The following is a 22100-nucleotide window of genomic DNA, read 5'->3' on the forward strand; positions in this document are numbered from 1 at the left end:
CCTGGCCTTGCAGCAGCGGCTGGCCCAGCGGCCCGGCCTGTGCGCCCGACAGCGCAATCAGCCCGCCCTGCAGTTCCTGCAGCCATTCGAGCTTGCAGGCCGCCTGCGACTGGCCCCGGCTCACGTTCTGTGTCCAGGCGCGGGCCAGCAGCTCCGACAGGTTGAGGTAGCCCTCGATGCTCTGCACCAGCAGGATGAGGCGGGTCAGCGCGCCGGGCTCCTTGCCCAGCCCGTCGATGAAGATTTCAGCGCCGATGACCGGCTTGACGCCCTTGCCCCGGCCCTGCTTGTAGAACTTGACCGTCCCGAACAGATTGTTCAGGTCGGTGATGGCCAGCGCGGGCTGCTTGTCGGCAGCGGCGGCCTTGATGACTTCGTCGATTCGATTGGTGCCATCGACGACGGAAAACTCGGTGTGCAGACGCAGGTGAACAAACATCCGTCGATTGTAGGAAGCGCCACCCCACCATGTGGTGCCGTGATCCCTACAATCCCGCCCCGTGCAAGAGATTTTGAATATCGCCGCCTACAAGTTCGTGGGCATCAACGACAGCCCCGTGCTGCGTGAGACCCTGCGCGACCGCGCGCAGGCCCTGGGCCTGATGGGCACCATCCTGCTGGCGCCCGAAGGTATCAACCTGTTTCTGGCGGGGCCGGCGCAGGCCATCCACGCCTTCCTGGCCGACCTGCGCGCCGATGCGCGCTTTGCCGACCTCGAAACCAAGGAAAGCTGGTCGGCCACGCAGCCCTTCCGGCGCATGCTGGTGAAGCTCAAGCGCGAGATCATCCGCATGGACCATCCGGCCATCCAGCCCGCCGCCGGCCGTGCGCCCGGCGTGGACGCGCCCACGCTCAAGCGCTGGCTCGACCAGGGCCACGACGACGAGGGCCGCGAAATCGTGATGCTCGACACGCGCAACGACTTCGAAGTCGACGAAGGCACCTTCGACGGCGCGATCGACTGGCGCATCACCAAGTTCACCGAATTTCCGCCCGCACTGAAGGCGCACCGCGCCGACTTCGAGGGCAAGACCGTGGTGAGCTTCTGCACCGGCGGCATCCGCTGCGAGAAGGCGGCCATCCTCATGCGCGAGGAAGGCGTGGAGCACGTGCTGCAACTCGAAGGCGGCATCCTCAAGTACTTCGAGGACGTCGGTGGCGCGCACTACCACGGCGACTGCTTCGTGTTCGACGGTCGCCGGGCCCTGGCGCCCGACCTCAGCGCGCGCGCCTCCGATGCCAGCGCCCGGGCCTCGGAAGACCCGGACATCGGCATCAAGCAATAGGCAACGCGCGCGGGCTCAGACCGGCGTGGTGCCGACGTCGGGCTCACGCACGCCGAAGGGCTTGCCCGGCAGCGGAATGAACTCGGTCTCGCCGGGCACCTGGCCCATGCGCTGCGCGGCCCAGTCGCCGCCGGCTTCGAGGATGCGTTCGCGCCGGCTCGAAACGAAGTTCCAGGTGATGTAGCGCGGGCCGTCCAGCGGCTCGCCGCCGATCACCATGAGGCGCACCGCCGTGTCGGCCGTGAACACCGCGCCCTGCCCGTCGGGCAGCACCGCCATCGTGTGGGCGGGCGCCGGTTCGCCATTCACCTGCGCATCGGCATCGACCATGTAGACCGCCAGTTCGGGCGCCAGCGCGGGCAACTCGAAACGGCCACCGGCCGGCAGCGCGATGTCCAGGTAGACCGTCTGCGCCAGTGTCTTCACCGGCGAGCGCACGCCGAAGGCCTCGCCCACCAGCACGCGCACCGGCACGCCCTGCACCGTCAGTTCGGGAATCGCCTCGGCCGGCGTGTGCTCGAAGCTGGGCTCGACCTCTTCATGCGCCTGCGGCAACGCGGCCCACAGCTGCAGGCCGTGGTTCACGTAGGTGTCGGCCAGCAGGCGCTCGGGCTTGCGCTCGGAGTGCACGATGCCGCGCCCCGCGGTCATCCAGTTGATGGCGCCGGGCTGGATCTCCTGCACGCTGCCCAGGCTGTCGCGGTGCATCATCGCGCCCTCGAACAGATAGGTGACCGTCGACAGGCCGATGTGCGGATGCGGCCGCACGTCGTGTGCATTGCCGGGCTGCTCGGTGGCCGGACCGAAGTGGTCGAAAAACACGAAGGGCCCGACCGAGCGGCGCTGCGCCGCCGGCAGCACGCGCCGCACGTTGAAGCCACCGCCCAGGTCCTTGTCGTGGGGTCGCAGCAATTGGATTTCGGGGATGGTGTCGGTCATCGTGTTCTCCTTGTGGGCGAAGTTCGGTGGGGCGTTATGCGCGTGATCTTGCCACTGCGCCCACGCGCTCGCCGAAGGCACGTGCCGTCTCGAGGTCGCCCTTGGGCATCTCGGCCGGGCTCGCGTCCGAAGGCGATTGCGTGAGCAGGCCGCCGTAGCCGCCGACGTAGTTCATCGCGTCGCGCGTGGCTGCCTTGTTGTTGGTCGGCAGGATGCCCATGCTGACCCAGATGCCGCTGTGCTGCATGGCCAGCGTCCACAGGTAGGTCATGGTCGTGACCTTGTCGCCGTTCATCGTGGCGCTGTTGGTGAAGCCGGCGAAGAGCTTGTCTTTCCAGCCTTGCGTGTACCAGACCTTCGACGACGCGTCGGCGAATTTCTTGAACTGCCAGCTCACGCCGCCCATGTAGGTCGGTGAGCCGAAGATGATCGTGTCGGCCGCGGCCAGCGTCTCCCAGCCATCGGCCGGCAGGTTGCCGTCGGCGTCGATGGCGAGCAGTTGCGCGCCCGCCCCGTCGGCCACGGCCTGGGCCACGCGCTGGGTGTGGCCGTAGCCGGAATGGAAGACAACGACGATGTTTGCCATGAAACAAGTTTCCTCAAAGAAGCGATGAAGTCAGCAGGCCGCGCCCACGAGGTGTGCGCGGCCTGGAAGGGAACGAGCTTACTTTTTATCGATGCTGAAGCGGCCGGCGCCGAAGGCGGCGAAGGCGAGCAGACCACCGGCGATCGCGATGTTCTTGAAGAACATCAGCTGGTTCACGAAAGCCTTGTCGGCGGGCATGCCCCAGTAGTTGTGGAACAGCACGGCCGCGGCCACGGTGAAGATCGCCAGCACGATCGCCGACACGCGCGTCTTGAAGCCGACGAGCAGCAGCAGGCCGAGCCCCAGCTCCACGACGATCGCGATGACTGCCGCCACTTGCGGCAGCGGCGCGCCCACCGAGGAGATGTACCCCACGGTGCCGGCAAAGCCCATGAGCTTGCCGAGGCCGGCGGGCACGAACAGCGCAGCGAGCAGCACGCGGCCGATGAGTGCCAGCGTGTCCTGGGCGGCGTTGGGGGCGGTGGTTGTGGTGGAAATGGCCATGGTGAAAACTCCTCGGTGGTTATGGAAGGAACAGGGAAACAAAGAAGAAAAAGACGCCGTCTCAGGCCGCCAGGTCGAACACCAGCACTTCGGCATCGATGCCGGCGCCGAGCGTGAGTTGCGATTCGCCTTCGAGCATCGCGGCGTCGCCGCCCACGAGCTTCTGGCCGTTGACTTCGAGTTCGCCGCGCACCAGGTGCACGTAGCTCTTGCGCTGCGGATCGAGCGCCAGGCTCGCGGTCTCGCTGCCATCGAACAGGCCGGCGAACAGACGCGCGTCGGCGTTCACCGTCACCGAGCCGTCGCGACCGTCGGGCGAAGCGACGAGGCGCAGGTTGCCGCGCTTCTCAGCGTCGCTGAACTGCTTCTGCTCGTAGCCGGGGGCAATGCCGCGTTCCTTGGGCTCGATCCAGATCTGCAGGAAGTGCGTGGTCTCGTCGGCCTTGTGGTTGAACTCGCTGTGCATCACGCCGCGCCCGGCGCTCATGCGCTGCACGTCACCCGGCGGAATGGATTCGATGTTGCCCATGCTGTCCTTGTGCGCGAGTTCGCCCGAGAGCACGTAGCTGATGATCTCCATGTCCCGGTGGCCGTGGGTGCCGAAGCCGGCGCCCGCCGCCACGCGGTCTTCGTTGATCACCCGCAGGTTGCCGAAGCCCATGAAGGCCGGATCGTAGTACCCCGCGAAGGAAAAGCTGTGGAACGAGCGCAGCCAGCCATGGTCGGCATAACCGCGTTCCTGTGATTTGCGTACCTTCAACATATCGAACTCCTTGCTGCCCCACCCGGTTCGGGCGCCGGGGCTTTCGTCGTGGGCCGCGCCGGATGCGCAGCGGATGAGAAGAATTTTGGGCTTCCATCCCTCTCTGAAAGACGCCCGGTTTTGATGGCATCATTCAAAATATTTGAACGATGGAGCCCGCCCCATGCCCAGCGCCCGAGACGTACTGACCCCTGACGCGCTGGCCATGCTGCAGACGGTGGCGGCCGCCGGCAGCTTTGCCGCCGCCGCGCGCGCGCTCGGCCTCGTGCCCAGTGCGCTCAGCTACCGCGTGCGCCAGATCGAAGACGCGCTCGACGTGCTGCTGTTCGACCGCAGCGCGCGCCAGGCCCGCCTCACCGAGGCCGGCGCCGAACTGCTGCGCGAGGCCGCGCGCCTGCTCGGCGAGATCGACGCCGTGGCCAACCGCGTGAAGCGCGTGGCCACCGGCTGGGAGCCGATGCTGACCATCGCCGTCGACAGCGTGATCGCGCGCGACCCGCTGCTCGACCTGTGCACCGCCTTCTTCGCGCTCGACCCGCCCACGCGCCTGAAGCTGCGCGACGAAACGTTGCTCGGCACCATCGAGGCGCTCACCAGCGGCGAGGCCGACCTGGCGATCGGCGCGGTGCTCGATGCCGCGAGCCTGGCCTTCACCGCGACCGGCATCCGCAGCCGCCCCATCGGCGAGTTGCGCTTCGTGTTTGCCGTGGCGCCGCACCATCCGCTCGCGCGCCTGCCGCAGCCGATCAGCGATGCGGTGCTGCGCCAGCACCGCGCGGTGGCCGCGGCCGACTCGGTGCGCAGCGGGCCGAGCATGACGGTGAACCTCGTCGGCGGACAGGACGTGCTCACCGTGCCCAGCATGCAGGCCAAGATCGCCGCGCAGTTGCACGGACTGGGAGGCGGCTTTTTGCCCGAGCCGATGGCGCGGCCCTACATCGAGGCCGGCCACCTCGTCGAACTGCAGACCGAGCGCCAGCCGCCGCTGGGCACCATGCACTGCGCATGGCGCGTGCGCAGCGCGGGCAAGCCGGGGCGCGCGCTCGAATGGTGGCTCGCGCAGTTCGAGCACGAGGGCACGCGCAAGGCGCTGCTCGAACGGCACCGGGGCCGTTGAACGCCACGCGATGCGGGGCCGCAATACGCGGCTGCATAAGGGTCGCCCCCAGCCCGGCGGCGCGCGCAGACCGAGGTAGAGTGTGCACGGCCTCCTCCGTCATCACCCTGTCAAAAGAAAAGAGTCCGCCATGCCCAAAGCCAAAGCCCGCGCCACCGCCGACCGCCACCGAACTCCCGCCGCCGCCCGCCACTACGCCGTCATCGGCGCCGGCATTGCCGGCGTGGCCTGCGCCCGCACACTGATGCAGGCCGGGCACCGCGTGACGGTGTTCGAACGTGAGGCCACGCCGGGCGGGCGGATGGCGAGCATCGACACTGCCTTTGGCCGCTTCGACAGCGGCGCCCAATACTTCACCGTGCGCGATCCGCGCTTTGCGCAGGTGCTGGCCACCACGCCCGCGCTGTGCCGCCCCTGGAGCGCCAACCTCGTGCGCGTGCTCGACGCCCATGGCCGCGTGGCCGAGGCCGCATTGCCCTCGCTGGAGCCGCACTGGGTCGCCCAGCCCGGCATGGACGCGCTCGTGGCCCACTGGGCCGCGCCGCTTGGCGAGCACCTCGTCACCGGCACCCAAGTCACCCGCATCGAGCCCGACGCGCTCGACGCCACCCGTTGGCAGCTGCGCACCGCCGGCGCCGACGATTCGCAGCACGTGTACTCCGGCTTCGACGCCGTGCTGCTGGCCGTGCCGCCCGCACGCACCCGCGAGTTGCTGGCCGACGGCGAACGCTCGGCCACGCTGAGCCGCAAGATCGACCGCGTGCGCATCGCACCCTGCTGGGCGCTGATGATCGCCTTCCCCCAGGCCAACCAGGCCAACATGTCGCACCTCGGCCCGCAATGGAACGTGGCGCGCAGCACCCACCACCGCGTGGCGTGGCTGGCGCGCGAATCGTCCAAGCCCGGCCGCGAGCGCGTCGAACGCTGGACCCTGCAGGCCAGCGCCACCTGGTCGGAAGAACACCTGCGCGACACGCCCGCCCGCATCGAGGCCAAGCTGCTGCGCGCCTTCTCTGAAATCACAGGCATCCACGCCACCCCCAGCCATGCGCAAGCGCGCTGCTGGCCCGAAGCGCAGACGCAGGTGCCGGTCGGCCAGACCCATCTGTGGGACGCCAAGGCCCGCATCGGCATCGCGGGTGACTGGTGCATCGGCCATCGCGTCGAAGACGGCTTTGTTTCGGGCCTGTCGCTGGCCCTCGCCGTTCTCTAAGAAAGGATGCGCGCCACCGGCCGCTTCGCGCCCTCGCCCACCGGCCCGCTGCACGCCGGCTCGCTGGTGGCCGCGCTCGCGAGCTGGCTCGATGTGCGCGCGCGTGGTGACCGGGCGCGCTGGCTGATCCGCATCGAGGACGCCGACACCGAGCGCTGCCTGCCCGGCATGGGCGAGCACATCCTGCGGCAGCTCGCCGACTGCGCCCTGCTCCCCGACGAGCCACCCGAGTGGCAGACGAAGCGCACCGCGCACTACGAGGCGGCGCTGGCCGCGCTGCAGACGCGAGGCCTCGCCTACCCCTGCGGCTGCTCGCGCAAGGACATCGACCTCGCCCTGGCCCGGCTCGGCCATGCGCATGAACGCCACGGCGAGCGCGTCTACCCCGGCACCTGCCGCGACGGCCTGCACGGCAAGCCCGCGCGCGCCTGGCGCTTTGCCGCGCATCGCATGCCGACCGGCGACCTGCACTGGACCGATCGCCGCCTGGGCCCGCAGCAGCAGGATGTGCAGCGCGAGGTCGGCGACTTCGTGCTGCGCCGTGCCGACGGCCCCTGGGCGTATCAGCTCGCCGTGGTGGTCGACGACGCCGACCAGGGCGTGACCGACGTGGTGCGCGGCGAAGACCTGGCCGACAACACCGCGCGCCAGATCCTGCTGCAGCAGGCGCTCGGCCTGCCCACGCCAAGCTACCTGCACACCCCGCTGGTGCGCGGCGCCGATGGCGACAAGCTCTCCAAACAGAACGGCGCCACGGCCATCGACACCGCAACACCGCACGCCGCGCTGGCCGCGCTCGACACCGCCGCCCGCGCCCTCGGCCTGCGCCCCACGACAGCCGACCATTGCACCGCCGCACTGGCCGGCTGGGTGCCCGAATGGCGCGATCTCTACAATTCGCGGCCCTCATGAACATTCCCGACACCGTGTCCAACGACCTCCCGCCCGTGCCTCCCGAAGACGACGCCACCGACGGCAAGCCGCATCCGCTGCACCGCCGCCTCAAGAGCTTCGTGAAGCGCGCCGGCCGCACCACCGACGGCCAGGCCCGCGCCTTCGCCGAGCTGGGCCCGCTGTTTCTCATTCCCTACACGCCCGAGCCGCTCGACCTGACGGCGGCCTTCGGTGGCCGCGCCGGCCCGACGGTGCTGGAGATCGGCTTCGGCATGGGCGAGGCCACGGCGCACATCGCCACGGTGCTGCCCGAGACCAACTTCCTGTGCTGCGAAGTGCACGAGCCCGGCGTCGGCGCGCTGCTCAAGCGCATCGGCGAGCAGTCGATCTCGAACATCCGCATCTGCGCGCACGACGCGGTCGACGTGCTCGACCACATGCTGCAGCCCGGCACGCTGGCCGGCGTGCATGTGTTCTTTCCCGACCCGTGGCACAAGAAGCGCCACAACAAGCGCCGGCTGATCCAGCCCGAGTTCGTGACCAAGCTGGCGCAGCACCTGCGCCCCGGCGGCTACATCCACTGCGCCACCGACTGGCAGCCCTACGCCGAGCAGATGCTCGAAGTGCTGGCCGCCGAGCCGCTGCTGCGCAACACCGCGCCGGACACCGGCTACGCGGACAAGCCGGCGTATCGCCCGCTCACCAAGTTCGAGAACCGCGGCCTCAAGCTGGGCCACGGCGTGTGGGACCTGGTGTTCGAAAAACGCGCCTGAGCGCGCGTCATCTCCCCCCGCTCACTCGAGCTGGAAGCGGAACGGCAGCCGCATCGCGCCGCGCACCGCACGCCCGTCCGCCGTGCGCGCCGGGTCGAAGCGCCACTCCTTGATCGCATCGGTCGCCGCCCGCGACAGCAGCGGGTGCGGCGAGCGTTCGACGCGGATGTTTTCGGGCTTGCCGTCCACGCCGACAAAGAAGGTGGTGACCACCACGCCCTCGATGCCCTCTTCCGCCAGCGCGGGCGGGTACTTGGGATAGCGGCGCTGGCGGATCACCGGGTCCTTCACGACCGCGTCCGCCGCAATGCGCGGATCGGCGCGCGGGGCCGCCATGAGGGTCGGCCCCGACGGCAGTGCCATCGGCGGCCCCGCCAGTGGCACCGGTGGCGGCTCGATCATCGATGGCGGCGGCAGAGGTGGCGGGTCGATCATCGGCAGCGGCGCAGCCACGGGCACGAAGACCTCCGGCGCGGGCAGCGCTTTTTCCACCACGTTCGATGGCGGCGGCACAACGCAACCTGCGAGCACCACACACACCCCTCCAAAAATCCAGGACGTATTCAAGTTCATAAGGGCAATTCTGGAACACCCGCGCCTTCCGCCCTGGCCTCGAAATTGCTACACTTTTTTACTATTGTTAGCAAAGGGTAGCCAATGAACGCGTCTCGCAGGACATGGCTGGGCAAGGCCTCCGCAACGCTGCTTCTGGGAAGCGGCCTCGGCATCACCCGTCCCTTGCTGGCACAGACGCCGCGCCCCGCCGGTGGCGCCGGGGCCCGCGTCGTCCTGCTCGGCCAGTCGGTCCCCCTCACCGGCAGTGCCAACGAGATCGGCAACGCCTTCGCGGCCGGCAGCCGACTCGCTGTGAGCGACTTCAACACGCGCAACGCCGCCACCGGCCTGCAGCTCAAGCTGCTGCAGCTCGACGACGGCTACGACGCCGCGCGCGCCACCACCAACGCCCGCACGCTGCTGGGCGCCAACAAGGCCGACATGCTGTTCGGCTTTGTCGGCACCGCCAGCAGCGAGGCCGGCGCGAAGGTCGCCACGCAGCAAGGCAGCCTGCTGTTTGCGCCCTTTGCCGCGTCGGACACGCTGCGCGGCCCCGAGCATCCGAACGTGTTCCATGTGCGCCCCGGCATGATCGACGAGGCCCTCAAGATCGTGCGCCAGTGCGCCACCGTGGGGCAAAAGCGCATCGCGTTGGTGGGCGACGACGACGCCATGGGCCGCGCCGGCCTGGCCGCCGTGGAGCAGGCGATTGCCGAACTCAAGCTGCCGCCGCTGGTCGCGAGCGCACTGGTGCCCGCCGGCGCCGACAAGCTCGACGCCGCGCTGAAGACCGTGCAGCAGCAGACGCCCCAGGCCATCGTGCTGGTGTCGCTCTCGGGCACCACGGCCGGCGCCATCCGCAAGCTGCGCAAGAGCGGCTACGCGGGCAACTTCATGGCCTTCTCGATCGTCGGCATCGACCCGCTCTACGCCGAGCTGGGCAAGGACATCGGCGGCATCGTGATCTCGCAGGTGGTGCCCTCGCCGCGCCCGTCGGCCATTCCGATCGTCAAGGAGTACCTCGCGGCGGTCGACAACTCCGACCAGACCGCGTCGTACGAAGGGCTCGAGGGCTTCATCGCCGCCAAGGCCGCGGGCGAAGCGGTGCGCCGCGCGGGCCGCGGCTTCAACACCGCGACGCTGCAGCGCACGATGACGGCGATGACCGACTACGACGTCGGTGGCTTTCGCATCAACCTGCGTCCGGGCCTGCGCGACAACGTGCGCAGCATCGACCTGATCAGCATTTCGGCTGACGGGCGCGTGCTGCGTTAAGCCAGGTTCTGCTGGTAGCCCATCGGCGAATAGATCACCACCAGCGCCGTGGCCGGCCCTGACAGCGCATGCCCGCGGTGCGGAATGCGCGCATCGAAGTGCAGCGTGTCGCCGGGTTCGAGGATGAATTTGTCCACCCCCACCTGCCACTCCACGCGGCCCGTGAGTACGTGCATCATTTCCTCGCCCTCGTGCTCGAAGAACACGAACTTGTCGACCTTGTCGGGGAAGGTGAACAGAAAGGGCTGCAGCGCGCGGTCGGTGGTGGCATCGGTGAGCGCGAAGTAGTCGTAGCCGAAGGCGCTGCCGCCCATGACGGTCGGGCGTTTGTCGGCATGCCGCACCAGGCTCACGCCGCGCCAGCTCTGCTGCGCATGCGCGGTGTCGGTCAGCAGGCTCGCTGCCTCGATGCCCAGCACGCTCGCGATGCGCGCCAGCGAACCGATCGGCGGCACCTTCTTGCCGCTCTCGATGCGCGAGAGATAGGCCTTGCCGAAGCCGGCCTGCTCGGCCAGCGCCGCGAGCGTCAGGCCCGCCTCGAGGCGGCGTTGCTTGAGGCGCACGCCAAGATCGACATGCGCCGGAACCTCGGCGGGGACCGCGGGCGCCGCCGGGACCATCGGCGCAGCGGGAGCGGCGGGTGCCGTCGCGCGCTGGGGCGATCGGGCGGTTTTCTTTGAAGCAACCATGCGCCGAATTTAACGGAACCGGTTTACCGCCCGGCACACCCGGTTGCCCAGGCGGCCATCGCCGCGCCGACGCGGCTCAGTTCCGCTCGGCCTCGAAGCCCGCGGCGTTGAAGAACACGTTGGGCTTGCGGTAGATCGCGAGGATGGTGCAGCCCTCGTCCGAACGCGTCTCGTGCAGCGAGCCCGGCTGGCGCCAGACGAACTGGCCGGCGCGGCAGATGCCGTCATGGTCGGAGAACGAGCCCTCGAGCACCCAGCTCTGCTCGATCTCGGGATGCTTGTGGAATGGCAGCACGGCGCCTGGCTCCCACTTGAGCAGCACGGTCATCTCGCCCGACTCGTCGTTGCGATAGAGCACCTTCATCTGGATCTTGGGGAACTGCGAGGGCCGCCATTCGAGCGTGGCGGGATCAACGTAGACGGAACCACCGATGGTGGGTTGCAGCTTGCCGGAGAGGCGTTCCTTGAAGACAGCGGACATGGCGTGGGACTCCTGTGGATGGGATGGTTGGGGGGACGGGGGACATCGCCGCAGCGGGTAGATTCGATTCTAGATCGAAGTTTCCCAATGGACAACTTTTGAAAATTGAAGATCAGGCAACGGCAAAGCGCAGGCGGTTGGCCTCGCGCGCGGCGCCGTATTCCATGATCCGGGCGACCTCGGCGGCGGGCGCCTTGCCGAAGCGCTTCTCGATCAGGTACAGCGTGGCGTCGATGCACAGCGTGACGCCGCCGCCGGTGACCACGCGCCCGTTGTCGACCACGAGCGCGGGCTCGGCCTGGATCGCGGGATGGCGCTGTCGCAGTTCGTCCAGCGGCGAGGTCTCGGGCGGCACCACCTCGAACTTGGTGGTCGCGCGCAGGCCGTCGAGCACGCCGGCCTCGGCCAGGATCATCGCGCCGGTGCACACCGAGCAGACCAGCGCCGTGGGTGCCACGCGGCGCACGAACGCGAGCACGCGCGGATCGCCCGCGGCGGCGCGCCAGCCGGGCCCGCCGGGCACCAGCAGCACGTCGACCTCGTGCACCTCGTCGAAGCATGTGCTCGGCAGCACTTGCAGGCCGTTGGCGAGCGTGACCGGCGCGCGATCGAAGGACACGGTCTCGTAGCTGAGCTCGGGGATCACGCGCCGGGCCATCGAGACCACGCCGATGGCGGCGAGGTCCACGGGCTCGATGCCCTCGTAGAGCAGGAAAGTCATGCGCATTCGCAAATCTCCGTTCTGAATGAAAGAGGCCATGAAGTCATGGCGGAAGGATCAGGCGCTCGCGCTTGGCGGTGTCGAAGGCATGCGCATCGGCATCGGCCAAGGGTTGGGTATCGACCGCCACAGGCCACTGCGCCGAGAGCCGCGCATTGAGTTCGAGCCAGTCGCGCTGGTCCGGCGCCAGGTCGGCCGCGGGACGGATGGCCTGCACCGGGCACACCATCTCGCACAAGCCGCAGTTGGCACAGGCGCGCGGGTCGATGACCACGAAGTTCGGCCCTTCGTGGAACGCGTGCTGCGGGCACACCGACACGCACTCGCCGTAGCGGCACGCGATGCATGCGTCGGTGACGACGAAGGTCATGCACGTGCTCCGCTCAGAAATTGCGCACGGATTCGTCGCGCGTCTCGTGCGCGAAGAAGGCCGCCACCAGGGTCACGAGCGCCAGGCCGATCAGCATGATCGACACGCCCGCGGTGCCGCCGAGCTTGCCCACCAGCAAGGTGGCGAGGATCGGTGCCAGCCCGCCGCCGAGGGCGGCCGACACCTGGAAGCCGAAGGAGGCCCCGGTGTAGCGCACGCGCGCACCGAAGAGCTCGGGGAAGTAGGTGGCCTGCGGACCGAACATCAGGCCGTGGCCGAAGCTCAGCGCCACCGCCGTCGCGGCAATGATGATCCACGGATCGCGCGTGTCCACCAGCCAGAACAGAGGGAACGCAAAGACGATGGTGAAGAGCGTGCCCGCGAAGTAGAACGGACGCCGCCCGATGATGTCCGACAGCCAGCCGAACAATGGAATCGTCACCACCTCGATCGCCGCCGCGACCATGATCGCGTTGAGCAGCATCTCCTTGGGCAGGCCCAGGTTCTTGGTCGCGTAGACCACCATGAACACCGTGAGCATGTAGACCCACGAGACCTCGCAGATCTTCAGGCCCACCGCGATCAGGAAGTTCTTCGGATCGCGGAACACGGCCTCGGCGAAGGGGTTGCGCGCGATCTCCTTCTTGGCCTTCATCTCGAGGAACACCGGCGACTCGGACACCCGCGTGCGGATGAAGGCGCCCAGCGCGACCAGCACCACGCTCAGCAGGAAGGGCACGCGCCAGCCCCAGGACAGGAAGTCCTCCTCCGGCAGCGTCGACACCACCGAATAGACGCCCGCCGACAGGATCAGTCCGATCGGGAAACCGACCTGCACCAGGCTGCCGCACAGGCCACGCCGGTGCCTGGGTGCATGCTCGAGCACCATCAGCGCCGCCCCGCCCCACTCGCCGCCCAGGCCGATGCCCTGCACGATGCGCAGCACGATGAGCAGCACCGGTGCCCAGATGCCGATCTGCTGGTAAGTCGGCAACAGGCCGATGGCGAAGGTGCCGAGGCCCATGATCGCGAGCGTCATCAGCAGCATCGACTTGCGGCCCAGCCGGTCGCCGAAGTAGCCGAACACCGCGCCGCCGAAGGGCCGCGCGAAGAAGCCCACCGCCGCGCTGCCCAGCGCCGCCAGCGTGCCCATCAGCGGGTCGTCCGCGGGAAAGAAGATCTTGTTGAAGACCAGCGCGGCGGCAGTGCCGTAGATCAGGAAGTCGTACCACTCGATGATGGTTCCGACCGAACTGGCGAACACGACTCGGCTGATCTCGGAGGTGTCGGTCTCGGCCGATCGTCCCTCCTGGGCCAGGGCGGGGTTTGCGGGGTGATTCATGGTGGTGGCTCTCCGATGCGAGGTTGCTGGCTCTGCTGACGGGGACCGCCCGCCTCAAGGGCGGTGGCGGCGTGGGTTGCCCGTTTTTGTGCACGGGCGATGGAAGCTGCGCGAAGGTTAGTTTTGTTTCCCAATGGGAAACATATCGCTTTCCCTGAGAAGGCCAAATCAACCGTCATCGGGTAAATCCCACATCAGGAGTTGCCCCACTCTGGTGAATTAGTTTCCCATCGGGATACTTTCTTGCAAGAGCCATGCCATCGCAGGCGCGCGCCTTCCACCGCGCGCCTGCGATGGCGCGTGGGTGGGGTTCATCGGTTTGTGAAGGCCTGCAGCGACGCAGGCCTGCTACCCGCTCGAGGCCTCAGGCGGCGCCGTCGCCCAGCAGCTCGGTAAAGCGCTGCTGCACATACAGCGCCGTCGCGCCAAGCGGCCGCCCCGGTAGCCACAGCATGCGCACCGACAACCGCGGCAAGGCCAGCGACGGGCAAGGCACCTCCTTCAGCGCCTTGCTGAAGCCCTCATAGCGCGCGATGTTGATGGGCAGCACGGCCCAGCCCAGGTTGTCGGCCACCATCTCGGCCGTGCTGTAGAAGCTGTCGGAGCGCCACACGCGCGGGCTGTAGGCCACCTCGTGCACGTCGTCCGCATGCATCAACAGTTGCCGTTGCCGGGCCAGGTCCTGGCGTCGCACGGTGCGGCCGTCGGCCAGCGGATGGTCGCTGGCCACGAACACACCCTGGCGCACGCTGCCGATGTGGCGCTGGTCGAAGCTGGCGCGCACCGGGCCGCGGTCGAAGTGAAAGGCCACGCTGGCGCGCTCCTGCTCGATGTAGTCGGCCACCTCGGTCGCGGTGCCGTTCAGCAGCGTGAGTTCGAGGCTCGGAAACTTCGCCGAAATCTCGCGCATCAGCGTGCCGATGGCGGTGTACGGCAGGGCCTCGTCGAGCGCCAGCGACAGCGCGGCCTCGTCGCCCCCGTGCAGCGAGCGGGCGCGCTGGTCGAGCTGCTCGGCCTGCCGCAGCAGCTCGCGCGCCTCGAGCAGCAGCACCCGGCCCGCGTCGGACAGCTGCGCGTTGCGGCGCGACCGGTCGAACAGCGCCACGCCGAGGTCGACTTCGAGCAGCCCGATGGCCGTGCTCACGGCCGACTGGGCCTTGCCCAGATGGCGCGCCGCGGCCGAGAACGAGCCGCATTCGGCGGTCGTCACGAACTGGCGCAATTGGTCAACGGTCCATTCCATTTCAGTCATCCATCTATTTTTCAGATGAATTCCATCTTTATTCATTCATTTCAATGACGCAAGATGGCGCCATGACGAATGTGAACAACAAGACGACACCGGCGTTCGAACTGAGCTGGTGCAGCGATCCTTCCCAGGCGCAGGCGTTGACCGCCCTGTTCCTGCAGCAACTTTCGCCTGCCTACATCTCGCACTCTGAGCTGCAGGAGCAGCGCGCCATTGCGATCGGCGAATGGCGCCCCGACCTGCCCGCCGTCTTCGAGACCCAGCTGCGCGAAACACTGGCGCTAGCCCCGGCCACCGCCAACGCACGCGTGGCCGTCGCGCGAGCCGACGGCGCACTGGCCGGCTTCGCGCTGGTCTCGATCGACGACACCCGTCGCGCCGCGCGCAGCTTCGCGACGCTCGACGACCTCGTCGTTGATGCGCGCTTCCAGGGCATGGGCCTGGGCGGGCAACTGTTCGACTGGGTCTGCGCCGAGCTGCAGCATCGCGGCGTCCAGCGCCTCTTTCTCGAAAGCGGCATCGGCAACACCCGCGCGCACGACTTCTTCCACGCACGCGGCTGCACGACGGTGTCCGTGACGATGCTCAAGGAACTGGACGGCACCACCGCACAGTCGCACGCCCGGAGGGCCACGCCATGAACGGCTTGAACCCCACCGCCAAGAAATGGATCACGCTCGGCATCGTCTCGATGGCGCTGCTGCTGATCGTGGTCGCCATGACCGTGCTCTACACCGCGCTGCCCACGCTCACGCACGACCTGGCCGCATCGGCCACCGAGAAGCTGTGGATCCTCAACGCGTACACGGTGGTCGTCTCCGGCTTCCTGCTGGGCATGGGCGCGCTGGGCGACCGCGTGGGCTACCGGCGCATGTTCGTCGCGGGCCTGGCCGTGTTCGGCGTGGCCTCGCTGTGCGCGGCCTACGCGCCGAACCCGGCCGTCCTCATCGCCGCGCGGGCCCTGCTGGGCGTGGGCGCGTCGATGATGATGCCGGCCACGCTGGCGATCCTGCGGCTGGTGTTCACCGACGAGCGCGAGCGCGCCGTGGCCATCGGCGTGTGGGCCTCGGTGGCCTCGGGCGGCGCAGCGCTGGGGCCGGTCGTGGGCGGCGTGCTGCTCGAATACTTCTGGTGGGGTTCGGTGTTTCTCATCAACGTGCCCGTGGTGGTGCTCGCGCTGGTGCTGGCCCTGTGGCTGCTGCCGACGCAGAAGAACACCGGCACGCGCCCGTGGGACTTCATCGGCTCGGTGCAGGTGCTGGTGGGGCTGGTCTTCCTCGTGCTGACCATCAAGGAACTCACGAAGTTCGCGCCCTCGGTCACGACGGCCGCCATCACCGGCGCGCTCGCCGCGGTGGCCATGGCCCTCTTCGTGCGGCGTCAGCGGCGCAGCAGCGCGCCGCTGATCGACTTCCGCCTGTTCCGCAACGCGTACTTCTCGGGCGGCGTGATCGCGGCGATCGTGGCCTCGGTGGCGCTGATCGGCGTCGAGCTGGTGTTCAGCCAGCGGCTGCAGCTGGTGGTCGGCCTCACGCCGCTGCAGGCGGGCCTCACCCTGCTGCCGCTGCCGCTGGCCGCCTTCGTGGCGGGGCCGCTCGCGGGCCTGCTGCTGGCGCGCATCGGCTCGCGCCCCGTCATCCTCGGCGGCCTCGTCACCACGGCGCTCGCGCTGTGCGCGCTGGCACTGGCGGTCGATGCCGCAGGCCTGCTCAAGCCGGCCATCCTGGTGCTGCTGGGGCTGGGCGTGGGTGCGACCATCACGGCGGCGTCCAACGCAGTCATGAACAACGCGCCCGTCGAACATGCCGGCATGGCGGCGTCGATCGAAGAGGTGTCGTACGAACTCGGCGGCGTGCTGGGCATCGCGCTGCTGGGCAGCGTGCTCTCGTCGAGCTACACGGCCGCACTGGTCATCCCCGAGGGCCTGGCCGTGCCGACCTCGGCGAGCGACAGCATCGACGCCGCGCTGCTGACCGCCGAGACGCTGCCTGCACCCGTCGCCTCGCAACTCGTGGCGCTCGCGCACACGGCCTTCGACCAGGCCTTCTTCTCGGTGATGACCGTGGCCGTGCTGATCGTGGTCGCAGCGGCCTGCGCGGTGGCGTTCCTCGGCTGGCGCGCCCGCCCGACGGGTGCGCAGCGCACGGAGCGCTGCGCGTAACCGGCCTCAGGCGCTCGCGGCTTCGTCGATCAGTGCGGCCACTTCGGCCGGCATCGACGCCAGCGAGGCATGGCTGGCTGCCAGCGTGATGACCTTCTTCGCGCCAAGCCGCGCCGACATGCGCTCCTGGTTCACCGGCGAGATCATGCGGTCCTCGCTCGAAATCTGGTACCACGACGGCTTCTTCTTCCAGGCCGGTGCCGTGATCGTGTCGCCGAAGGTGCTGGCCAGCGGCGCCTTCTGCGTCAGGCCCATCACCAGGCCTTCTTCGGCGCTGAGGTCCTGGCAGAAGCTCTCGTGGTATTTCTCGGGGATCACCCATAAATAGCCGTCGCTGTCGGGCGCCAGGTTGGGCACGGCCACCGGCGGATGTTCCTGCGTGATGCCGCCGGGGCTTTCGCCTGCGTCGGGCGCAAAGGCGGCGATGTAGACCAGCCCGACCACGTTGGGCATGTCTCCGGCCTGCGTGATCACCGCGCCGCCGTACGAGTGGCCGACCAACAGCACCGGCCCCTGCACCTGCGCCACCATCTTGCGTGTGCGCTCGGCGTCGTCGGCCAGCGAGGTCAGCGGCAGCTCGACCGCGCGGATGGCCGTGTGGCCCTTGCGCAAGAGTTCGACGATGACGTTGTGCCAGTGTGCGGCGCCGCCCCAGAAACCATGGACCAGCACGACCGTCGGTTTGTTGTTGCTCATGATTCGCCACCTTCCAGTGAAGAAATAAGACGCCGAGCCGCCGGAATGGCGGGCCGGGAAGGTCTTATACGCCTGCGCCCTGCCCGCGTTGTGACAAGCCCCTCACCCCGTGCGGACCAGCCCCTGCAGCGCGTCGAGCGACAGCAGCTCGATGCGCCCGTAGCCCAGCGACACCACGCCTTCGGTGGCCAGCGCGTTGAGCTCCTTCGACAGCGTCTGGCGCGTCACGCCGAGCATCATGGCCAGCGCCTCTTGCGACAGCATGAGTTCGTGCCGCAGGTGCACCGACTGCGTGGCATCGCCGCGCGCCAGCACCAGCAGCCGGTGCGCCACGCGCGCCCGCAGGCTGCGCAAGGTGGCGTCTTCGGCCAGACCGTAGAGCATGCGCACGCGCGCGGCCAGCATGGCGGCGATGGCGTTGGAAAACGCCACGTCGCGCATCTGCCGCGCAAAGGCATCGGGCGACACCACCAAGAGGTCGAGCGCCTCGAGCGCGGTGGCGTCGTGCGTGCGCGGCGAGCCGTCGATGAGCGTGATCTCGCCGAACCAGTTGCCCGGCTCCAGCACCGCCAGGATGGCCTCGCGCCCGTCCTGGCGCAGCGACGAGATCTTGATCGTGCCCGCCACCAGCCCGTAGAAACCGCCGCCCGCCGCATGGATCGGGTCGCCCTGGCGGAACACCATGGTGCCGCGCCGCACATGCAGCAACTCAGCCGCGCCCAGCAGCGCGTCGCGTTGCGCGCGCGGCATGCTGGTGAACCAGGGGTTGCCGTCGAGCGCGGCGCGGTGCGCGGCCGACAGGCGCGGCTTGGTCGAGGTGGCCATGGAGGGAAAAAAGGCGCCTGAGGCGGGTTTACCAGAACCTCGCATTGTCAAATTCTTGACAGTTGAAGGTCAAGCGCAGGTCTACAGTGGCCGCCATCCCCCCAAGAACGGAGACCCCACACGATGAACGCACGGGCAAGTTTCAAGCGCATGCAGGACAGCACGTGCGAAGACTGGCAACTGATCGGCGGCGAGTTCATGCAGTTCACGGGCGGCCTGCCCGCGCGCGTGATCAAGCACCTGCAGATCCTCGAAGGCGACTACGGCGGCTTTCCGGTCGACCGCTACACGCACTCGCTGCAGACCGCCACGCGCGCGCTGCGCGACGGCCGCGACGAGGAGTACGTGGTGTGCGCACTGCTGCACGACATCGGCGACACGCTCGGCAGCTTCAACCACCCCGACATTGCCGCCGCGATCCTCAAGCCCTTCGTGAGCGAAGCCAACCACTGGATGGTGCAGAACCACGGCATCTTCCAGGGCCACTACTTCTTCCACCACATCGGGCTGGACCGCGACATGCGCGACAACTTCAAGGACCACCCGCACTACGAGCGCACGGCCGAGTTCTGCGCGCTCTACGACAACCCGGCCTTCGACCCGAAGGCCGAGACCCTGCCCATCAGCGAGTTCGAGCCCATGCTGCGCCGCCTGATGGCGCAGCCCAAGCAGAGCGTCTACAAGACCGTGCTGCAAGAGCCGACCACCGCTTGATCAAGACAAAGGACACCCCCATGAACGCCACCTCCGCCTCCGAAATCCAGAAGCTCGTCTCCGCCGAAGAATGGCAGCTGCGCGTCGACCTCGCCGCCTGCTACCGCCTGGTGGCGCTGTACGGCTGGAGCGACCTCGTCTTCACGCACATCAGCGCGCGCGTGCCCGGCCCCGAGCACCACTTCCTGATCAACCCCTACGGCCTGATGTTCGACGAGATCACGGCGTCGAGCCTGGTCAAGGTCGACCAGCAGTGCAACAAGATCATCGACTCGCCCTACCCCGTGAACCCGGCGGGCTTCGTGATCCACAGCGCCGTGCATGCCGCGCGCGAAGACATCCAGTGCGTGCTGCACACCCACACCCGGGCCGGCATCGCCGTGAGCGCGCAGAAGAACGGCGTGCTGCCCATCAGCCAGCAGTCGACCTTCGTGCTGGCCTCGCTGGCCTACCACGACTACGAAGGCGTGGCCTTCCGCGACGACGAGAAGCCGCGCCTGCAGGCCGACATGGGCCATGCCAACTTCCTCATGCTGCGCAACCACGGCCTGCTGACCTGCGGCAAGACCATTGCCGACGCCTTCCTTTCGATGTACACCTTCGAGAACACCTGCCAGATCCAGATCGCCGCGCAGGCCGGCGGCGGTGAACTCACGCACGTGGACCCGAGGATCATCGACGGCGTGGGCCAGGCCATGAAGGTGCAAAGCGGCGGCCTGGGCGGCATGTTCGTCTGGCCTTCGCTGATCCGCAAACTCGACCGCATCGACGACAGCTACAAACAATAAGACAGACGTCGATCCCGGTTTCCACGGCTGCCAGCGCCCGCGCGACGGGTGCCGGCAGCCATTTTTTTAAGCAGAAGAACCCAAGAGGAGACACCACCGCATGGACACCACGCTCATCGTGACCCGGTTCCTGTTCGGCGCGCTCGCGCTCGTGATGTTCGGACTGGGGCTGTCGCTCTCGCTCGAGGATTTCCGGCGCCTGTTCAAGCATCCGAAGGCCGTGACCATCGCGCTCGTGCTGCAGGTCATCGGCCTGCCGCTGGCCTGCTACGCGATCATCGTGGGCTTCGGCCTGTCGCCGGTGTTCGCCATCGGGCTCATGCTGCTGGCGGCCTCGCCGGGCGGCATCTCGGCCAACCTGTTCTCGCACCTGTTCGGCGGCAACGTGGCGATGAACATCTCGCTCACGGCCGTGAACACGCTGCTGTCGATCGTCACGCTGCCGCTCATCGCCAACTGGGCCATCGGCCATTTCGCGCAAAGCGGCCAGGTGGTGCCGCTGCAGACGCGCAAGCTGGTCGAGGTGATCGCCATCGTGCTGGTGCCGGTGGCCATCGGCATGGTGGTCGCGTCGCGAAAGCCCGGCTTCGCGGCGCGCATGGAAAAGCCGACCAAGATCTTCAGCGCCGTGGTGCTCGCGGTGGTCACGGTGCTCGCCATCGCCAACGAGTGGAAGAACATCACCACCACCTTCGCCGAGATCGGCGTGCCGGTGCTGCTGTTCAACCTCGTGAGCCTGCTCGCGGGCTACTACCTGAGCCGTGCGGCCGGCCTCGACAAGCCGCTGGCCACCGCCATCAGCTACGAGATCGGCATCCACAACTCCACGCTGGCCATCTTCATCGCGGTGAGCGTGCTCGGGAGTTTTCCGCTCGCGCTGCCGGCCGCGATCTACTCGGTGGTGATGTACATCACGGCCCCGCTGTTCGGATGGTTGCTGCTGCGGCGCGGCCAACCGGCGGTCGTGCCTGCGCCATGATGCGCGCATGGAACTGAGACAACTGCGCTACTTCGTCAAGGTCTGCGAGCTGCGCAGCATGGGCCGCGCGGCGGTGGAGCTGGGGGTCGTCACCTCGGCATTGAGCCAGCAGATCAGCCGGCTCGAGAGCGAGCTCTCGACGCGGCTGTTGCGCCGCCATTCGACCGGCGTCACGCCCACCGATGCGGGCCTGGCCTTCCTGCACCAGGCACAGCTCACGCTGCGCCACGCCGACGACGCGGTGCGCGCCGCGCAGCAGGCGCGCCTGTCGGGCCATGTGAGCGTGGGCCTGGCGCCCACCACCGCCACCGTTCTGGGCGTGCCGCTCATGCAGGCCATGCAGGCGCGCTACCCCGAGGTGCGGCTGCACATGGTCGAGGCACTGTCGGGCCATCTCACGACCATGCTGCATGCACGCCAGCTCGACCTGGCGGTGCTGTTCCAGACCGACACGCCGCGGCGCTGGAGCGTGGCGCCGCTGCTGGCCGAAAAGCTCTTCGTGATCGCCTCGCCCACGCTGACGCCGCGCCCCAAGGGTGCGAAGGTGCGGCTGTCGCAACTGGCCGAGGTGCCGCTGATCTTGCCCAGCGGCAGCCACGGCCTGCGCGCCACGCTGATGGCCGCCTTTGCGCGGGCGCGCGTGGCACCGCGCATCGTGGCCGAGGTCGACGGCCTGGCGCTGCTGATGGACGCGGTGCGCGCCGGCCACGGCGCCACCATCCAGCCCGGCGCCGCCACCGCGCGGCACGACCGCGACGACCTCGAACTCACACAAATCTCCGACGCCCACGTTGGGCGCCGCAACCTGCTCGTGAGCCTGTCGGACGACGAGCTCTCGCCCGCCGCGCTGGCCGCGCGCGTGGTGGTCACCGAAACGGCTCGCACACTGGTGAGCGAAGGCCGCTGGGCCGGCGCAAGTCTTCTCGAAAGCTGAACACCTGTTGCCTCAATCGGCCTTTCGCGTGAAGGCCATGCCCCCTAAAGTCTCCTGCATTCCAAGGAGACCCACGAGTGATAGACGTACTGGTTGCCGGTGGCGGCAATGCCGCGCTGTGCGCCGCGCTGATGGCGCGCGAGGCCGGCGCTTCGGTGCTGCTGCTGGAGGCCTCGCCCAAGGCATGGCGCGGCGGCAATTCGCAGCACACCCGCAACCTGCGCTGCATGCACAACGCGCCGCAGG

27 protein-coding genes are annotated in these 22100 nt (G+C 68.4%); 13 read left to right on the plus strand and 14 right to left on the minus strand.

Annotated features, from left to right (window positions below; genetic code table 11):
* Nucleotides 1-439, minus strand: a 439-nt coding sequence (locus tag AAG801_RS26565; protein ID WP_341891077.1) for a PHP domain-containing protein, incomplete at its 3' end; no start/stop codon positions are given.
* Between the two features lie 61 nt (nucleotides 440-500).
* Here AAG801_RS26565 and AAG801_RS26570 point away from each other — a divergent pair.
* A complete protein-coding gene (locus tag AAG801_RS26570) occupies nucleotides 501-1286 on the plus strand; it encodes a sulfurtransferase (protein ID WP_341891078.1) in 786 nt (261 codons plus the stop codon).
* A gap of 15 nt (nucleotides 1287-1301) precedes the next feature.
* Here AAG801_RS26570 and AAG801_RS26575 read toward each other — a convergent pair whose 3' ends face one another.
* From AAG801_RS26575 to AAG801_RS26590, 4 genes are all read right to left on the minus strand, one after another.
* Nucleotides 1302-2225 carry a pirin family protein gene (locus AAG801_RS26575; protein WP_341891079.1) on the minus strand — a complete coding sequence of 308 codons (924 nt, stop codon included), beginning with the start codon at nucleotides 2223-2225 and terminating at the stop codon, nucleotides 1302-1304.
* Between the two features lie 34 nt (nucleotides 2226-2259).
* Nucleotides 2260-2811 (minus strand): flavodoxin family protein, encoded by a 552-nt coding sequence (locus tag AAG801_RS26580; protein WP_101492856.1) that lies wholly within the window; start codon nucleotides 2809-2811, stop codon nucleotides 2260-2262.
* Between the two features lie 78 nt (nucleotides 2812-2889).
* Nucleotides 2890-3315 carry a DoxX family protein gene (locus tag AAG801_RS26585; protein WP_341891080.1) on the minus strand — a complete coding sequence of 142 codons (426 nt, stop codon included), beginning with the start codon at nucleotides 3313-3315 and terminating at the stop codon, nucleotides 2890-2892.
* Nucleotides 3316-3376: 61 nt separating this feature from the next.
* Entirely contained in the window at nucleotides 3377-4078 is a 702-nt protein-coding gene (locus AAG801_RS26590; protein ID WP_341891081.1) for a pirin family protein, read from the minus strand.
* A gap of 163 nt (nucleotides 4079-4241) precedes the next feature.
* On the opposite strand from AAG801_RS26590, the gene AAG801_RS26595 reads away from it, so the two are divergent.
* The 4 genes from AAG801_RS26595 to trmB all read left to right on the plus strand — a co-directional run bounded on the left by AAG801_RS26595 (nucleotide 4242) and on the right by trmB (nucleotide 8075).
* Nucleotides 4242-5195 (plus strand): LysR substrate-binding domain-containing protein, encoded by a 954-nt coding sequence (locus AAG801_RS26595; protein WP_099796632.1) that lies wholly within the window; start codon nucleotides 4242-4244, stop codon nucleotides 5193-5195.
* A gap of 130 nt (nucleotides 5196-5325) precedes the next feature.
* Nucleotides 5326-6408, plus strand: a complete 1083-nt coding sequence (locus AAG801_RS26600) for an FAD-dependent oxidoreductase (protein ID WP_101492854.1) — start codon at nucleotides 5326-5328, stop codon at nucleotides 6406-6408.
* Nucleotides 6409-6414: 6 nt separating this feature from the next.
* Nucleotides 6415-7320 carry a tRNA glutamyl-Q(34) synthetase GluQRS gene (gluQRS, locus tag AAG801_RS26605; protein ID WP_341891082.1) on the plus strand — a complete coding sequence of 302 codons (906 nt, stop codon included), beginning with the start codon at nucleotides 6415-6417 and terminating at the stop codon, nucleotides 7318-7320.
* Nucleotides 7317-8075 carry a tRNA (guanosine(46)-N7)-methyltransferase TrmB gene (trmB, locus tag AAG801_RS26610; protein WP_341891083.1) on the plus strand — a complete coding sequence of 253 codons (759 nt, stop codon included), beginning with the start codon at nucleotides 7317-7319 and terminating at the stop codon, nucleotides 8073-8075. Before gluQRS ends, trmB begins: the two co-directional genes overlap by 4 nt.
* 21 nt (nucleotides 8076-8096) lie before the next feature.
* On the opposite strand, the gene AAG801_RS26615 is transcribed toward trmB, so the two are convergent.
* Entirely contained in the window at nucleotides 8097-8567 is a 471-nt protein-coding gene (locus tag AAG801_RS26615) for an energy transducer TonB (protein WP_341891084.1), read from the minus strand.
* A 165-nt stretch (nucleotides 8568-8732) separates the two neighbouring features.
* Here AAG801_RS26615 and AAG801_RS26620 point away from each other — a divergent pair, with 165 nt between their 5' ends.
* Complete coding sequence (locus AAG801_RS26620; protein ID WP_341891085.1) at nucleotides 8733-9905, plus strand: ABC transporter substrate-binding protein; 1173 nt, start codon at nucleotides 8733-8735, stop codon at nucleotides 9903-9905.
* On the opposite strand, the gene AAG801_RS26625 is transcribed toward AAG801_RS26620, so the two are convergent.
* The 6 genes from AAG801_RS26625 to AAG801_RS26650 form a co-directional block, all read right to left on the minus strand.
* Nucleotides 9902-10468: an XRE family transcriptional regulator gene (locus AAG801_RS26625; protein WP_341891086.1), complete on the minus strand. Its 567-nt coding sequence runs from the start codon at nucleotides 10466-10468 to the stop codon at nucleotides 9902-9904. The genes AAG801_RS26620 and AAG801_RS26625 overlap by 4 nt on opposite strands.
* Nucleotides 10469-10670: 202 nt before the next feature.
* On the minus strand, nucleotides 10671-11075 hold the full coding sequence (locus AAG801_RS26630; protein ID WP_192196438.1) for a cupin domain-containing protein: 405 nt from the start codon (nucleotides 11073-11075) through the stop codon (nucleotides 10671-10673).
* Nucleotides 11076-11187: 112 nt separating this feature from the next.
* Nucleotides 11188-11802, minus strand: coding sequence for a DJ-1/PfpI family protein (locus tag AAG801_RS26635; RefSeq protein WP_341891087.1), 615 nt, complete (start codon nucleotides 11800-11802; stop codon nucleotides 11188-11190).
* A 37-nt stretch (nucleotides 11803-11839) separates the two neighbouring features.
* Nucleotides 11840-12166: a ferredoxin family protein gene (locus tag AAG801_RS26640; RefSeq protein ID WP_341891088.1), complete on the minus strand. Its 327-nt coding sequence runs from the start codon at nucleotides 12164-12166 to the stop codon at nucleotides 11840-11842.
* A 13-nt stretch (nucleotides 12167-12179) separates the two neighbouring features.
* Complete coding sequence (locus tag AAG801_RS26645; protein WP_341891089.1) at nucleotides 12180-13508, minus strand: MFS transporter; 1329 nt, start codon at nucleotides 13506-13508, stop codon at nucleotides 12180-12182.
* 364 nt (nucleotides 13509-13872) lie between these two features.
* The gene (locus tag AAG801_RS26650) at nucleotides 13873-14751 is read right to left on the minus strand and encodes a LysR family transcriptional regulator (RefSeq protein ID WP_341891090.1); all 879 of its coding nucleotides are present in this window, start codon (nucleotides 14749-14751) and stop codon (nucleotides 13873-13875) included.
* Nucleotides 14752-14822: 71 nt separating this feature from the next.
* On the opposite strand from AAG801_RS26650, the gene AAG801_RS26655 reads away from it, so the two are divergent.
* Nucleotides 14823-15398, plus strand: a complete 576-nt coding sequence (locus AAG801_RS26655; protein ID WP_341891091.1) for a GNAT family N-acetyltransferase — start codon at nucleotides 14823-14825, stop codon at nucleotides 15396-15398.
* The gene (locus AAG801_RS26660) at nucleotides 15395-16918 is read left to right on the plus strand and encodes an MFS transporter (protein ID WP_341891092.1); all 1524 of its coding nucleotides are present in this window, start codon (nucleotides 15395-15397) and stop codon (nucleotides 16916-16918) included. The genes AAG801_RS26655 and AAG801_RS26660 overlap by 4 nt, the downstream gene beginning before the upstream one ends.
* A 6-nt stretch (nucleotides 16919-16924) precedes the next feature.
* Here AAG801_RS26660 and AAG801_RS26665 read toward each other — a convergent pair whose 3' ends face one another.
* Nucleotides 16925-17614, minus strand: a complete 690-nt coding sequence (locus AAG801_RS26665) for an alpha/beta hydrolase (RefSeq protein ID WP_101492846.1) — start codon at nucleotides 17612-17614, stop codon at nucleotides 16925-16927.
* Between the two features lie 102 nt (nucleotides 17615-17716).
* Nucleotides 17717-18439: a Crp/Fnr family transcriptional regulator gene (locus AAG801_RS26670; protein ID WP_341891093.1), complete on the minus strand. Its 723-nt coding sequence runs from the start codon at nucleotides 18437-18439 to the stop codon at nucleotides 17717-17719.
* A gap of 123 nt (nucleotides 18440-18562) precedes the next feature.
* Between AAG801_RS26670 and AAG801_RS26675 the strand changes: the two genes are divergently transcribed.
* From AAG801_RS26675 to AAG801_RS26695, 5 genes are all read left to right on the plus strand, one after another.
* The gene (locus tag AAG801_RS26675) at nucleotides 18563-19153 is read left to right on the plus strand and encodes an HD domain-containing protein (RefSeq protein WP_341891094.1); all 591 of its coding nucleotides are present in this window, start codon (nucleotides 18563-18565) and stop codon (nucleotides 19151-19153) included.
* A gap of 20 nt (nucleotides 19154-19173) precedes the next feature.
* Complete coding sequence (locus AAG801_RS26680; RefSeq protein WP_070060369.1) at nucleotides 19174-19941, plus strand: class II aldolase/adducin family protein; 768 nt, start codon at nucleotides 19174-19176, stop codon at nucleotides 19939-19941.
* A 100-nt stretch (nucleotides 19942-20041) separates the two neighbouring features.
* On the plus strand, nucleotides 20042-20920 hold the full coding sequence (locus AAG801_RS26685; protein WP_341891095.1) for a bile acid:sodium symporter family protein: 879 nt from the start codon (nucleotides 20042-20044) through the stop codon (nucleotides 20918-20920).
* Between the two features lie 7 nt (nucleotides 20921-20927).
* Entirely contained in the window at nucleotides 20928-21854 is a 927-nt protein-coding gene (locus AAG801_RS26690) for a LysR substrate-binding domain-containing protein (protein WP_341891096.1), read from the plus strand.
* 77 nt (nucleotides 21855-21931) lie between these two features.
* On the plus strand, nucleotides 21932-22100 hold a 169-nt coding region (locus AAG801_RS26695; protein WP_341891097.1), incomplete at its 3' end, for an FAD-dependent oxidoreductase.

It is taken from the genome of Variovorax sp. YR752, assembly GCF_943372545.1.